Annotated in this window: 12 protein-coding genes; 9 read left to right on the top strand and 3 right to left on the bottom strand. The window is 45.0% G+C overall.

Features of this window, described 5'->3' with window-relative positions; genetic code table 11:
• Positions 1-208 precede the first annotated feature (208 nt).
• Entirely contained in the window at positions 209-829 is a 621-nt protein-coding gene (lepB, locus tag ACH59B_RS24470) for a signal peptidase I (RefSeq protein ID WP_016822643.1), read from the top strand.
• A gap of 57 nt (positions 830-886) precedes the next feature.
• Here the strand turns inward: lepB and ACH59B_RS24465 are convergent, their stop codons facing one another.
• The 3 genes from ACH59B_RS24465 to ACH59B_RS24455 all read right to left on the bottom strand — a co-directional run bounded on the left by ACH59B_RS24465 (position 887) and on the right by ACH59B_RS24455 (position 4,057).
• The gene (locus ACH59B_RS24465) at positions 887-2,077 is read right to left on the bottom strand and encodes a GTP-binding protein (protein WP_167440905.1); all 1,191 of its coding nucleotides are present in this window, start codon (positions 2,075-2,077) and stop codon (positions 887-889) included.
• Positions 2,078-2,330: 253 nt separating this feature from the next.
• Entirely contained in the window at positions 2,331-3,161 is an 831-nt protein-coding gene (locus tag ACH59B_RS24460) for a carbohydrate ABC transporter permease (RefSeq protein WP_013373701.1), read from the bottom strand.
• Complete coding sequence (locus ACH59B_RS24455; RefSeq protein ID WP_016822645.1) at positions 3,161-4,057, bottom strand: carbohydrate ABC transporter permease; 897 nt, start codon at positions 4,055-4,057, stop codon at positions 3,161-3,163. The genes ACH59B_RS24460 and ACH59B_RS24455 overlap by 1 nt, the downstream gene beginning before the upstream one ends.
• Positions 4,058-4,179: 122 nt before the next feature.
• Here ACH59B_RS24455 and ACH59B_RS24450 point away from each other — a divergent pair, with 122 nt between their 5' ends.
• From ACH59B_RS24450 to ACH59B_RS24415, 8 genes are all read left to right on the top strand, one after another.
• Positions 4,180-6,039: a sensor histidine kinase gene (locus tag ACH59B_RS24450; protein WP_045244737.1), complete on the top strand. Its 1,860-nt coding sequence runs from the start codon at positions 4,180-4,182 to the stop codon at positions 6,037-6,039.
• Positions 6,032-7,678, top strand: a complete 1,647-nt coding sequence (locus ACH59B_RS24445; RefSeq protein ID WP_045244736.1) for a response regulator — start codon at positions 6,032-6,034, stop codon at positions 7,676-7,678. Before ACH59B_RS24450 ends, ACH59B_RS24445 begins: the two co-directional genes overlap by 8 nt.
• Positions 7,679-7,784: 106 nt before the next feature.
• Complete coding sequence (locus tag ACH59B_RS24440) at positions 7,785-9,089, top strand: extracellular solute-binding protein (protein ID WP_404302909.1); 1,305 nt, start codon at positions 7,785-7,787, stop codon at positions 9,087-9,089.
• A 320-nt stretch (positions 9,090-9,409) separates the two neighbouring features.
• A complete protein-coding gene (locus ACH59B_RS24435; RefSeq protein ID WP_016822649.1) occupies positions 9,410-10,438 on the top strand; it encodes an NADH:flavin oxidoreductase/NADH oxidase in 1,029 nt (342 codons plus the stop codon).
• Between the two features lie 188 nt (positions 10,439-10,626).
• The gene (locus ACH59B_RS24430; protein WP_404302906.1) at positions 10,627-11,553 is read left to right on the top strand and encodes an ABC transporter ATP-binding protein; all 927 of its coding nucleotides are present in this window, start codon (positions 10,627-10,629) and stop codon (positions 11,551-11,553) included.
• Positions 11,546-12,256: an ABC transporter permease gene (locus ACH59B_RS24425; protein ID WP_123797791.1), complete on the top strand. Its 711-nt coding sequence runs from the start codon at positions 11,546-11,548 to the stop codon at positions 12,254-12,256. The genes ACH59B_RS24430 and ACH59B_RS24425 overlap by 8 nt, the downstream gene beginning before the upstream one ends.
• A 28-nt stretch (positions 12,257-12,284) precedes the next feature.
• Entirely contained in the window at positions 12,285-12,851 is a 567-nt protein-coding gene (locus ACH59B_RS24420; protein ID WP_318300785.1) for an ABC transporter permease, read from the top strand.
• A gap of 334 nt (positions 12,852-13,185) precedes the next feature.
• A complete protein-coding gene (locus ACH59B_RS24415; RefSeq protein ID WP_221191701.1) occupies positions 13,186-13,299 on the top strand; it encodes a putative holin-like toxin in 114 nt (37 codons plus the stop codon).
• Positions 13,300-13,410: the final 111 nt, after the last annotated feature.

Here is a 13,410-nt window from a genome sequence, read left to right as displayed (position 1 = left end):
CCAAAACGCTCTAAGAAGTATATGCACAGTGTAATATATGTTAACGTTTGCATCAACAGTTTTTTATTGTTTTTTTAATATTGTGAAAAAAAGTTCACACTTTTGTTTCAACTAAAAATACAGTTTTGCTAGACTGGGAAAATTTGATTATACTTAAACATTATACATATAATAGGAATAAAACTGTGAGAAAAGGTGGGTTTAGCGCATGGAGAGCGGGAAGCATTTGACAAGTTCAACTTCCGAACCATTGCAGGAAAAGCGACCGCGAATGAACAAGGAGATGATCGATTGGCTTAAGGCAATTATTGTTGCCATTGTGCTCGTGTTCATTATACGTTGGCTGTTATTTGCGCCATTTATTGTTGAGGGAGCATCCATGGAACCGAATTTCAAAACAGATGAACGAGTGGTCGTGAATAAGGTGATTTACGATTTTCGTGACCCCAAGGCAAGTGAGGTTGTTGTATTTCATGTAAAAAAGGAACAAAAGGACTTTATTAAGCGTGTGATTGGAGTGGCTGGAGATACGATTCAGTATCAAGGTGATCATCTTTATGTGAATGGTAAGAAAGTAGAGGAGCCATACATTCAAGAGGCTATCCAAGATGCTCACGCCAAGGGAGAATTATATAACAATGTGGACTTTCCAAACGGAACCATAACCGATTCCAAGGTTCCTGATGGGTATATTTTTGTAATGGGTGACCACCGCAATAATAGTAGGGATAGTCGTGCAATTGGTTTTGTTGCCATCAAGGATATTGTCGGACGTGCGGATGTGATCTTTTGGCCGATCGATAACGCGCAATGGGTTAAGCATAAATAAGGCCAGAGCGCCTAAGATGGGAGGTAGTTGCTCACTTTAGGCGCTTTTTCAAACTCATTATATGTTTTTCGTAAACGGGTCAGGTAACTTGCGCCAGTCCTGTTCCATTTCTTCAGGGGTTAGCAGTGTCTTATCCAAGCTACGCTCGATTTCTTCCCGGTTCATATCGATACCAATAAATACGAGTTTGGTAACCCGGTCGCCATATTTCTCATCCCAATCGGGTGTTTTTTCAAAATTTTCACCGAGATAGTATTGTCGTTCTTCTTCAGTCAAAGCAGACACCCATAGTCCTGCGCGTGCGAATTGTTTGGAGCTACCCGCCTGACTGAATGTAAAGGCAGTACGGTTTTGCGTGGCGAGCCACACTAATCCCTTGGAACGTACAACCTCAGTAGGCCATTGAGCCAGCCATTTCAATAAACGTTCGGGATGAAATGGGATTTTGCGCTTGTACACAAACGAAGCAATGCCATATTTCTCTGTCTCCGGTACATGTTCATCCTTGTTCATTTCCTGTATCCAACCCGCCGCCTGACTAGCAGTTTCAAAATCAAAGCGATGCGTGTTTAAAATCTCCTTTGGGTCCACTCTGCCGTATTCGGAACGGATGATTTTGGCGTTCGGTTGAATGCCGCGTAGTGCCTTTTCCAGTCGTTCGAGTTCCTCTGGCGATACCAGATCGCACTTATTAATGATTAGCACGTCACAAAATTCCACCTGCTCTATGAGCAGATCAACGATGCCGCGTACATCCTCTGCCGCCATTTCCTGTCCACGATCCTTAAGAGAGTCCCTAGAATAGAAGTCTTCCCAAAACTCTGGTGCGTTCACGACGGTGACCATCGTGTCCAATCGGGTCAGTTTGGTCAAATCAATTCCATTTTGCTCATCTACATAACTAAAGGTTTGGGCCACTGGAATGGGCTCACCTATACCTGTGGATTCAATAAGAATATAGTCAAACTTTTTTTCGAGCGCCAGTCGCTCTACCTCTTTTAATAAATCTTCACGCAAGGTACAACAGATGCAACCGTTGGACATTTCCACTAGCTTCTCATCCACACGGGATAATCCTCCACCGTCGCGAACGAGATCAGCATCCACATTAACCTCACTCATATCATTGACGATGACAGCTACCCGTAAGCCTTCCCGGTTGTTCAGTACATGGTTCAGCAGTGTGGTTTTGCCGGAACCGAGGTACCCACTTAGAACCGTGACCGGTATTTTCTCATCTCTTTCCATAGCGTTTGCCAACGTAATCACTCATCCCTTCGAAAGTTTCATAAAATGTTGACTGTGCAGTAGTAACTGTAATGCGAGATAGGAAAGCAGCAGCACTTTCTGTTTGATAATTTAATCGTAATAATTACGAATAATGAAATTAGTAAATCATTTATGTGGAAAAATGTCAAGAAAGGTGGAGCCAATCAGTCAAAAGGACTTGCGTAAACTTTACGCAAGTCCTCTGGGGGTCATCTGTCATGATGTAATTGCCTCAGCCTTTGACGGCCCCGGCCACTACACCTTTAACAATGTATTTTTGCAGAAAGATAAATACGATAATGGAGGGCAGTACAGCCATTACCATTGCGGTCATAGCATATTGCCAGTCTGATGTATATTGCCCAACGAAGGTATAGGCAGCCAGCGTAAGCGTTTTGGTGCTGGGTGAGCCGTTAACCATGAGCAGCGGAAGCAGAAAATCGTTCCATATCCACATCACGTCGATAATAACAATAGTAGCGGTGACCGATTTCAGCAAGGGAAAGATGACGGAAAAGAAAAGCCGAAAGCCTGAGGCTCCGTCGATCTTGGCGCTTTCGTCAATCTCGACCGGAATGCCTTTCACAAAGCCGTGATAGATAAACACTGCCAATGGGGCTCCAAAACCCCAGTACAGCAGGCCAAGTCCCCAAGTGCTATCTGCCAAATTCAAGTCTTTCGCCAGGCGCAAGACGGTCAGCATAATAGACTGAAATGGAATCAGCATCGGCATAATGCACAGCATGTAAATGGCGGAGCTCCACTTGCTTTTCGTCCGTGCCAGCTTATAGGCAGCGATGGAGGATATTAGCACAATGCCTGCCAGCCCGAGCACAGTAATAATCGTGTTATTCAGAAATAAGCGTGGATAGTCAATGAACTTCCATACGTATACGTAGTTATCCAGCGAAAGCTGCTTGGGCAGCGCAATGACGTCGGTCATGACCTCAGCGAAGCTTTTGAACGAATTGTTAATGGCGAGAAACAGCGGATACAAAAATAACAGCGACAATACAATCATGCCCGCTTCCAGCAAAATACGTCCCGTACGGCTGCGTTGCATCAGGCTTCAACCTCCCTGCGTTTGAAAATAGACAATTGAATAATCGTAATGACCAGCACTGCAACGAATAAAATCAAGGCTTTGGCTGTTCCGTAGCCATACAGATTGTTTTGGAACGTATCTCGGTAAATATCATACGCAATGCTGTATGTCGTACCTCCTGGCCCACCGCCAGTCAGCGATAAAATGACGTCGAACACCTTGATCGAGTTGGTGAGTGCCATGAAGACCGAGATCGTAATCGAGGGTGCGAGCATCGGTAAAATAATACTGAAAAATCTCCGAATCGGCCCTGCCCCATCCACGATGGCAGCCTCTTTTAGATCCTCAGGTACAGATTGCAAGCCTGCAATATAAATGACCATGTAAAAGCCAATGGATTGCCAGATGGATACCGCCAAAATGGAAATAAACGCGAGCCCTTCCTCGCCTAGCCAACTGAGCTGGAAGATGCCCCAGCCTGTACTGTGCCCCAGTGATTCAAAACCTTGCATAAAGATGAATTTCCATATAAAGCCGACAATGACGAGGCTGAGGATATAAGGAATAAAGAAAGCCGCGCGCAGCCAGGCCGAGCTTTTGAGCTTCATGTCGAGGACGAGCGCCAGCAAAATGGCCAGCACGTTTACCAATACAATGTACAGAATGGCATATTTGATCGTAAACCAGGCTGCATGTGCAAAGTTAGCGTCTCCGAGCAGGATTTGCTTGAAGTTATCTAGACCTACGAATTTCGGATGTTTGGATATGCCGTTCCACTTGGTCAGGGAATAGCGTATCGTCATCAAAAACGGAATATAAAATGCAATTGTAATGCACAAAATTACGGGCAGTGTGAATAAACCAAATTCCAGCTTACTGCCCTTGTCGCCCCATGTTCCCCTTTTTTTCAGCATAACGCACCTCTTTTTCTCAGCATTTTCCGGTCTTTCGCTCCAAGCTGTTTAAGATATAATGAAAGTATAGGATAGCCCCTAGGGCCGGACCAATGGATTTAAGAAAACAGTTGAGGGTAAAAATGTGTACGCTTTCAAAAGGGGCGGTTATCATGATGTCAGGGCATGTAGGAACAATCCTTCGATCCATGTGGAGGCGGATTACGCAAAAATTAGTGAACAAGCTCATTCTGCTTTTTACCTCGGTGATTATTCTGGTGGTGGGCTCACTCACGATTATTTCCTATCAGATGATTGAAAAGGAGTCGGTCAATCATAGCATCGCCAGCACGACGAATAATCTGCTGCTGGTCAATCAGAATTTGGAGGATTACTTGGAGGGAATGCAGCAGTTGGCCCTTCCACAGCTTCGCTATAACGATATCATGAACGCGATTGCCAATGAGAACCGGGACTACGCTGCACGAATGGTCATTGAAAATTACTTGCGCAACATGTTCTATTCCCGCAATGATCTGGAAGCGATTTATCTGTATGTGGCGGACCGGCATCAATACTACGTGGTGACTAGGGAAACGTACAATATTACAGTACGCAAAGGAATAAACACGGATATTCCCAAGCTTCCCTGGTATAAAGAGGCGATGGCTAGCACTGCTAACGAATCTTTTCAATCCTTTGTGGAGTCCCGCTCTGATATGGGCTATGTGGCGCCACAAGCCAGCTTTATGGCTTACCATCGAGTGCTGAGATCGATTGCATCCCGTCACCCGCAGGCAGTGTTGTCCTTTTATTACAACACGAGCGCCGTAGATGAAATCATGCGGAATATTCCACTGGGTAAAGGGGATCAACTGATGCTAATCAGCCCCAAGCGGGTTCCCTTTTATGTGAACAGCCTTCCGCTGTATGAACGAATGCGTGATTCTGGCGTATTGGCCCAGATCGGAGAGGGAGGAAGCGGACAAGTAACGTGGTCAGACAGCAACAGCAACCAGGAGTATTTAGTCGTGTATGATGCAGGTGAAAAGGACGGGTGGCAGCTCATCAAGCCGATTCCATATCGCCAAATTTATGAGGCAGCTACGACCACACGGAATTGGAGTTATGTCATCGGGGCTTTATTTTTAGGTGTGTCTATTATTTTGGTGACCCTGACCTCGAACGCAATTACCCGACCTTTACATAAGCTATCTACCCAGATGAAACGGTTCAGCACCGGAGATTTTGAGGCAAGGGCTCCTGTGAAGGGACATGACGAGATTGCATATTTGTCGCTGCACTTTAACGAAATGGTCCAAAGAACCGAAGAACTTATTAATGAGCGCTATCGCATGAAGCTGGTTGAAAAGAATGCCATACTCAAGGCGCTGGAGGCTGAGATTAATCCTCATTTTCTGTACAATGCCTTACAAGCCATATCTACACAGGCATTAAAGCGGAAGATGTTCGATATGGCGGATATGGTGGATGCATTGGCCCAAACTTTGCGGTATTCCATCAACGGCAAGGATATCGTAGCTGCCCGCGAGGAGCTCAAGCATATTGAACGATATATAGGTCTGCAAAAGGCAAGATTCGGGGCGAGACTTCAGGTCGAAGTGGTATGGGAGGACACGCTGATGGAGCTGCCAATTCCGAGATTATCCGTGCAAACGTTGGTAGAAAACTCTATCAAGCATGCACTAGAAAAAGTATCAAGTGACATTCTGATCGTCATTTCAGCCGAATCGGGTGCTACAGACGCTACAATTGCAGTCAGGGACAACGGACCTGGAATTTCAGAGGACAAGCTGAAAATAGTGTTGGATTCGTTCCACGAAAAATGGGAAGAGCGGGAGAGCGAGCATATTGGCTTGAAGAATTTGAACACACGGTTGAAGCTTTTGTATGGAGATCAGGCAGGATTATTCATACTTACGGATGAAACGGGAACGGAAATGAGAATGCAAATTCCCCGGGGAGGAGTCGACCATGTATAACGTATTGATTATTGACGATGAAGAACCGTTACGAGAGGCCATTCGTATTGTTGGAGACTGGGATCGTCTGGGCATCGAACATATTTATGAGGCGACGAATGGAAGGTTGGGGATGGAACTGCTCGGTCAGCACCCTATCGATGTGGTGATGGTGGATATGAAAATGCCGGAGATGAACGGCATTGAATTTCTTCGTGTGATCGAAAAGGCATATCCTCATCTGCTGACCATTGTCATTAGTGGCTACAACGACTTTGAGTTCACGCGACAAGCGATTCAATCACGGGTGGTAGATTATCTGCTCAAACCTATCAATCGCCAGGATCTGAATCAGGCACTGCGCAAGGCGGTGGACATTCTGGAAACCCGCAAGCAAAGCCAAGACGAGTTCATTAACCAAAACATTACGCTAAATATGTCTTTGCCGAAGCTGAAAGAGAAGCTGTATGTATCCATTTTGGATGGCAGCTTTAAAAGGCAGGCCAATACGGCGTTGCTTCCACTAATCGGAGCGGATCAGCTAGGGAACCGCTTTGGGGTGATTGTGCTGCGGCTGCTGAACAGGGATGAGATTCGTAGGACTCGTTTTCATGGCGATGTCGATCTGATGGATTTTGCCGTAACTAATGTATTAGCGCAGACATCAGATGAACGGTTGCGTTGTTTTAGCTTCCCCCATCCGCGAAGAGAGCGTGAGGTCGTTTCGATCTGTACCCTGGCCCCAGGACAAGAAGAACATATGTCCCTCCTACTGGCACAAGTGGCACAGAAGGCGGTTGCGAACCTGCATGGGCTGTTCAGTATGGTGGTAGCAGCCGGAGTGGGCAAGCTCTGTTCAGACGTAGTGGAGCTGGCTTCTGCGTATAGGGATGCCAAGAGGTTCATTCACAATACAGATGTGTTGAAGCTGGAAGGGGAATCTATTCTCCATACGGTACCGCGGCAAATGGGGACGTCAGAGGAAATGCCATGGACGGATCGGCTGTTGTCGATCCAAAAGGATGCTCAGACCGGTCAGGCCAACCGAGCAAAGGTACTCCTGGGCGATCTACTGAAACAATTGGCAACAGGTCCTATTTTCCGTTTACAGGATGCGGATCGATTGCTGCGGGAGTTTCATTTTTTACTGAGAGAAGCAGCGATTGAGTTGGGTACGCCTATGTCTGCGTCTAATCAGGAGGGAACTTTGGGGGAATTGGGTCGTGTGATTGAAGGCGAGCTATCTGCTGATTTTGTGAGCTTTGCCGACTACAGCCAGAGACTATACCAGATACTGGAGCTCTACATTGCCGGGGTCCAACATGCACAGGCGGGTAACCAACCCTTTGATATTACAGAGATCAAAAAATACATCGAGCGATACTATTTTGAAGATATCAAAATCTCGTTTTTTGCCGAAACCTATTTTTTGAGCCGGGAATATCTGATGAAGTTGTTCAAGCAGCAATTTGGTTACGGCATTCACGAATATGTACAGAAGGTCAGAATGGACAAGGCGAAGGAGCTACTGGGTGATTCCAGCCTGAAAATTCAGGAAATTTCCGATATGCTCGGTTACAAGGATAAAAACTATTTCAGCAAGGCTTTTCGCAATTATTATCAGGTGTCACCTTCAGAGTATCGCGTGAGCCTGCAATAAACCACTTTTTTACCCTTAACGCTTCACTAATCTGCCTTTTTAAATGAGGCAATATTTTTTAGAATGAGCGCATGAACGTTGATCACAAACAGATGGGGGAGTATCCATGTTAAAGAAGATGATGGCGTTATCCGGCAGTTTTCTTTTGACGGTCGGTTTGTTGAGCGGATGTGGAAGTAGTGGTGGCACAGATGCGGCTAAAGAAAGCACTGGCGGCAAAGATGATTTGAAAACGGTTACAATAAACATGTTTACAGCCTCACCGGAGTATACCGATGCCTTTAACGCGTATATTGAGGAGTATAAAAAGGTCAAGCCTAATGTAAAGATCAATCTGGAGATCATGCAGGCAGACTACAACACCATTCTCAAGTCAAAAATAGCTTCAGGCAGTACACCGGATGTGTTCCAGACCACGGCCGGAGGTGACATCGACACCTATGCTGATTATAGCGCTGATCTGACCAATGAACCGCTGGCAGCAGCCATGACGGATGCCGTCCGGGCCAATATGAGTTCCAGTGACGGCAAAGTGCTGGGATTACCAGTCAAGGGGAACCTGTTTGCTTTGATTTACAATAAAGATTTGCTTACCAAGGCTGGAATAACCTCTCCGCCGAAGACGATTGCCGAGATGCAGGATGCTGTTACCAAGCTAGAGGCGAAGGGCATTACTCCATTTGCTAATGCATATAAAGAGTGGTGGGTATGGAAGCATATCTTCCAACACTATGTAGATGCTGCTGCGCAGGATGCCGGGGTAGAGCCAAAGCAGCTCGTTGATGATTTTATTGCAGGTAAAGCAAAAATCAAGGACTATCCAGTGCTCTACAACAACTTCTTTAGCTTCATTGATCTGACAGTAAAACATGGCACAGATAAGCCGCTGGAACGGGACAGCAATGCGGGAGTAAGTGATTTTGCATCTGGAAAAGCTGCATTTATGACGGGTAAAGGTGCGTGGGATGAGGAAGCGATCAAGAAAATTAACCCTGATCTCAAGATTGGCATCATGGGATATCCGGTGAGTGACAAAGCGGACCAATCGGTCATCATTACCGGTGCGGATCAGGCGCTACGTATCAACAAGGACTCCGAAGTATCCAAAGAAACGATTGAATTCTTCAACTGGCTGTACACTTCGGAGTACGGTAAGAACTGGTTCTCCCAGGTAGCGAAGGTGATTCCTCCAATTAAGGATGCACCGCTTCCTGATCTGGAAATGCCTAAGGAAATGGATAGCATTTTGAAAACATCCAAGTCCGGTGATCTGTCTGTCAACTACTCGCTGGATACATTTCACCAAAAATTTGGTGAGCTGATGCAGGCTTATATCAGTGGTAACATGAACAAGGATCAGGCGGTTGCAGAGATTGAGAAGGCATGGGTCCAATTAGGCTCAGCGCAATAAAATTGGTTTTGCAGAGGCGCCCGTAAGGGCGTCTTTTTGTGTTATGGCTAAGAGCCGGGAAAAATGTAGACAAAAAAATATTTAATAATATTTAAATATTTACTTGCAAAAAGTTATTAAGTTGTGGATAATAGATTGTGTGCAATATATCTACAATCTTACGATATACATAATGACTGCAAGGTGCAAATACGAAGGGATACCCCGGTTGGGGGAATCTCTTTGTTTCGTTTGGACTGTGCCGATTATGCTTATAATAGACCGTGTAATTTGGAACGCATTTTTAGTTATGTGGTAGAGATAAAAAGGAGATGAGCGTTTTGAAGACTTCGTTGTTTACACCGTACACACTCAAAGATTTGGAGTTAAAAAATCGTGTGGTCATGGCCCCAATGTGCCAATACTCGGTGACAGCCAAGGACGGAATTCCGAATGATTGGCATCATGTCCACTACCTAAGCCGGGCAATTGGAGGCACGGGTCTGATTATTATAGAAATGACGGACGTGGAAGCGGATGGGCGGATTACGGATTACGATCTGGGGCTTTGGTCAGATGAACATATTCCGGCGTATAAAAAGCTGGTTGACGGTATTCATGCGCACGGGGCCAAGGTTGGCATTCAGATTGCTCATGCAGGCCGTAAAGCTGAGGATGCAGCAGAGCCGGTGGCTCCTTCGGCCATTGCATACCCGGATGCAAATTATAAACAGCCGCGCGCACTGACCACAGAGGAAGTCCGTGGTATGGTACAAAAATTCGGAGACGCTGCCCGCCGGGCGGTTCAAGCAGGCGTGGATACAATCGAGCTTCACGGTGCACACGGGTACCTGATTCACCAATTCCACTCGCCAGTTACGAACAAACGGGATGACGAGTATGGTAAGGATTTATCCCGTTTCGGCGTAGAAGTCGTTCAGGCTGTGCGTAAGCAAATGCCTGCGGGTATGCCGTTAATCTTCCGCATCAGCGCGGTGGAATACGTAGATGGTGGATACGATGTGGATCATGCTATTGAACTGAGCCGCGCATATCAGGCTGCAGGCGTAGATATGATCCATGTCAGCTCGGGCGGAGAAGGCCCGGCTGGAGCCAGAAAACCAGGCAACTACCCGGGCTATCAAGTGCCGTTTGCTCGCCAAATCCGCGAGGCGCTGAACATCCCAGTAATCGCCGTCGGCATACTGGATGACCCAGCCTTAGCGCAGTCTGTAATCGGCAATAAGGATGCCGATCTGGTCGCTGTAGGACGCGGATTGCTGCGCGACCCTTATTGGGCGATTCATGCAGCGGTGGCGCTGCGCGGCGAAAAGCCCTCCGTACCTGAACAATATCAACGTGGCTACTGAGGCCTAAGTATTCCCACGTTGTTTATATATAAACAGGCACCTGCAACGAAGTGTACGCTTCGTCGGGTGCCTGTTTTGTATTTATGGGGATAATGATCGCAAATGAATAATAGTGATTAGTTTTACATTTTGTGGATAGATAAATCTGTATAATAGTTGTATTTGGTGTGTATAGGAGGATGAAAGAAATGCAGTATGTTATTGAAACGAAGGAACTCCGCAAACAGTTTGGGATGTCGATAGCTGTAGACGATATTTCCTTACATGTAGAACGGGGCAGCATCTACGGTTTTCTAGGTGAAAATGGAGCTGGCAAAACAACGACCATCCGCATGCTGATGAGGCTGATTGAGCCTACAAGTGGGGAGGTTTTTTTATTTGGCGAGCGGTTGGAGAAAAACTACCCGTCCATCTTTTCCAAGATTGGCACAATTATTGAAACACCCGGTCTATATGAAAACTTGAGTGCACGCGATAATCTGAGAATCTGCTGTACGTACATGGGAGTGCAGGATGATAGGAGAATTGAACAAACCTTAACCACGGTAGGATTAGAACATACAGGCAAAAAAAAGTTTAAGGATTTTTCCCTAGGAATGAAGCAAAGATTAGGGATTGCAAGGGCGCTTGTTCATGACCCTGAGTTGCTTATATTAGATGAGCCGACGAACGGACTGGACCCATCTGGAATTAGGGAAATTCGTCAGCTATTAAAGAAGTTGTGCGAGGAACAAGGGAAAACAATTCTTATTTCTAGCCATATTCTAAGCGAAATTCAACAATTAGCTACACACATCGGGATTATACATAATGGAAAACTGTTAGCGGAGGATCGTTTGAGTCGGTTAGAGGAAGGTTTTGAGCAATATACAGATGTAAAGGTAGACGATGCAAAAGCAGTACAAGCGTTTCTGTATGAGAACATGAAGCAACTTAAATCTGATTTGATATCCCCACAACAACTAAGAATTTTTAGTCCAATTGAAAATACAGCTATGTTAAATAGACAGTTAATAGATCGTCAGTTTTCAGTTTATGAGATACACACCACAAAGCAGACGCTAGAGGAGTACTTTTTGACTCTCATTTCAGGAGAGGGTGGGCGGCATGATTAGAGCAGAACTCATTAAGCTTAAAGGCTCTAAAGCCTTCTTGTTGAGCTATATTATATTGCTGGCTATTGTGCTGTTGGAATTCGCTCTAAGCGCTATTTTTTATAGATATTCAATTGATAGGCTCGGTTGGGTCTACTATTTTACAAATATTGATTTCTTAGTTAATATTGCAGCTGGATTTATTAGCTATTACATATTAACCGGTCATATTTTTGCGAGAGAGTACCAGGAAAATACGCATCTGTTTATGTTTACTACGCCTGTCACCAGGGTTAAATTTTATTTTAGTAAATTGATCATTATTTATGGGTTTATTATTGTGTCGCTATTTATCGTTCTGTTTCTGTCTGCAGTATTAGGCATGTTCATTACAAATCGGCCTTTAACGATGGCTATCTGGGTATATCAAATCCAGGTATTTGCCAAAATGTGCGTGATGCATGCGATGCTCATCCCGGTCGCCTCTTTTTTTGCTATACGCTGGAAAAGCATTATGGTGGTTGTACTCGTAGTTTGTACTGTTATATTTTTGAATTTTATGTACAAAAGTGAATGGTATCCGTGGATTGTACCCTATCTTTTGTCTCCCAATGAAGGAAGTGCGATCATATACGTCAATACTCTCATAGCGTGGTTGAGTTTATCCATAACTTTTCTTCTTGGATTGTTTTTATCCTTATGGGCATATCAAAGAAGAGACTAAATGGAGAGTTTTTGAGAGGAGGGTTACTATGCTTGACCTGTTTAAAGCAGAGTGCTTGAAGATGAAAGGAACTAAAATTCTTTGGTTAAGCATTATTATTTTAGCATTAACCATTGCTTTGGAATTCTATAGTTATACGGGAAGTACCAAATATTCCATTGACCGTGATGGTTGGAATGACTACTTTATGAGTGTTGTTATTCTTATTAACTTTTTGACTGGGTATATGAGCTACTATATTTTGACTTGCTATATCTATGCGAGGGAGTATCAAGAGAGGACCCATATGGCCTTGTTCACAAGCCCGGTTCGTCGGAGTCGTCTTTACTTCAGCAAGCTGCTTGTTATTTATATGTACATCGCTGTCAGTCTTCTGTTGGCATTTGGGCTATCTGCGCTGTTGGGTATGTTAATTACGACCAGACCGCTAACCTTTGAAATCGTTATATATCAGCTGGGGATCTTCGCCAAAAATGATTCTTATGCACGCTATGCTCATCCCGGTCATCACGTTCTTCGCCATTCGCTGGAGAAAATTTGTGCCCGCCATTATGGGGATGTGTACGGTTATGTGTTTAAATTTTGTTTTGGTTAATACACCTGGAAATACCTTTTATCCATGGACCGTGCCGCTATTGTTTTCTCCGCACGGCACACTGGGCAGAACATTTACGAATGTCCCTGGAGGAGTCATCAGTATTTGTTTCATTTTTGTGTTGGGGCTCTTATTGGCGTTAAGAAGCTATATCCGTATAGAGACAAAGTAGAATGTGTAAGCAACAAAGGACGATGAGTGTTCACATGAGATTAGTTTGATAAAGCTGTAAAACGTTGTCGCAAAAGGATGGATTTACGTGCTATAATTCCAGTAACAACAGAATGGCTTAGGTGGGCGGTCGGCTAAGTCTCCCGGAAGGGAGGTGATGCCTGTGGAGGTTAAGGATGCTCTGACATTAATGATGATGTTCGGCACGCTATTAATAGCGTTGATTGGATTAATCGTTACGATTGTTATTGCAATGAACCAAAACAAAAAGAAATAGACCGCCCTGGAGAGGGAAACACGGTCTATTTCTAATAGCTAGCCCTTTTCAGCCGACCGCTCTTCAAAGCGGCTGTTGCCAAGAGTAGGGATGTTACCAGCATCCTTGCTC

The sequence above is a fragment of the Paenibacillus sp. DP01 genome (assembly GCF_044784315.1).
Taxonomy (GTDB): Bacteria; Bacillota; Bacilli; order Paenibacillales; family Paenibacillaceae; genus Paenibacillus; species Paenibacillus polymyxa.
Note: the sequence above shows the minus strand (reverse complement) of the source record. Positions and strands in the feature narration are given on the sequence as shown.

Coding starts and splice junctions, on each gene's coding strand:
- ACH59B_RS24420 (WP_318300785.1), top strand. CDS start 12,285: ATGCTTGACCTGTTTAAAGCAGAGTGCTTGAAGATGAAAGGAACTAAA.
- ACH59B_RS24465 (WP_167440905.1), bottom strand. CDS start 2,077: ATGGAAAGAGATGAGAAAATACCGGTCACGGTTCTAAGTGGGTACCTC.
- ACH59B_RS24455 (WP_016822645.1), bottom strand. CDS start 4,057: ATGCTGAAAAAAAGGGGAACATGGGGCGACAAGGGCAGTAAGCTGGAA.
- ACH59B_RS24460 (WP_013373701.1), bottom strand. CDS start 3,161: ATGCAACGCAGCCGTACGGGACGTATTTTGCTGGAAGCGGGCATGATT.
- ACH59B_RS24445 (WP_045244736.1), top strand. CDS start 6,032: ATGTATAACGTATTGATTATTGACGATGAAGAACCGTTACGAGAGGCC.
- lepB (WP_016822643.1), top strand. CDS start 209: ATGGAGAGCGGGAAGCATTTGACAAGTTCAACTTCCGAACCATTGCAG.
- ACH59B_RS24425 (WP_123797791.1), top strand. CDS start 11,546: ATGATTAGAGCAGAACTCATTAAGCTTAAAGGCTCTAAAGCCTTCTTG.
- ACH59B_RS24450 (WP_045244737.1), top strand. CDS start 4,180: ATGTGTACGCTTTCAAAAGGGGCGGTTATCATGATGTCAGGGCATGTA.
- ACH59B_RS24440 (WP_404302909.1), top strand. CDS start 7,785: ATGTTAAAGAAGATGATGGCGTTATCCGGCAGTTTTCTTTTGACGGTC.
- ACH59B_RS24430 (WP_404302906.1), top strand. CDS start 10,627: ATGCAGTATGTTATTGAAACGAAGGAACTCCGCAAACAGTTTGGGATG.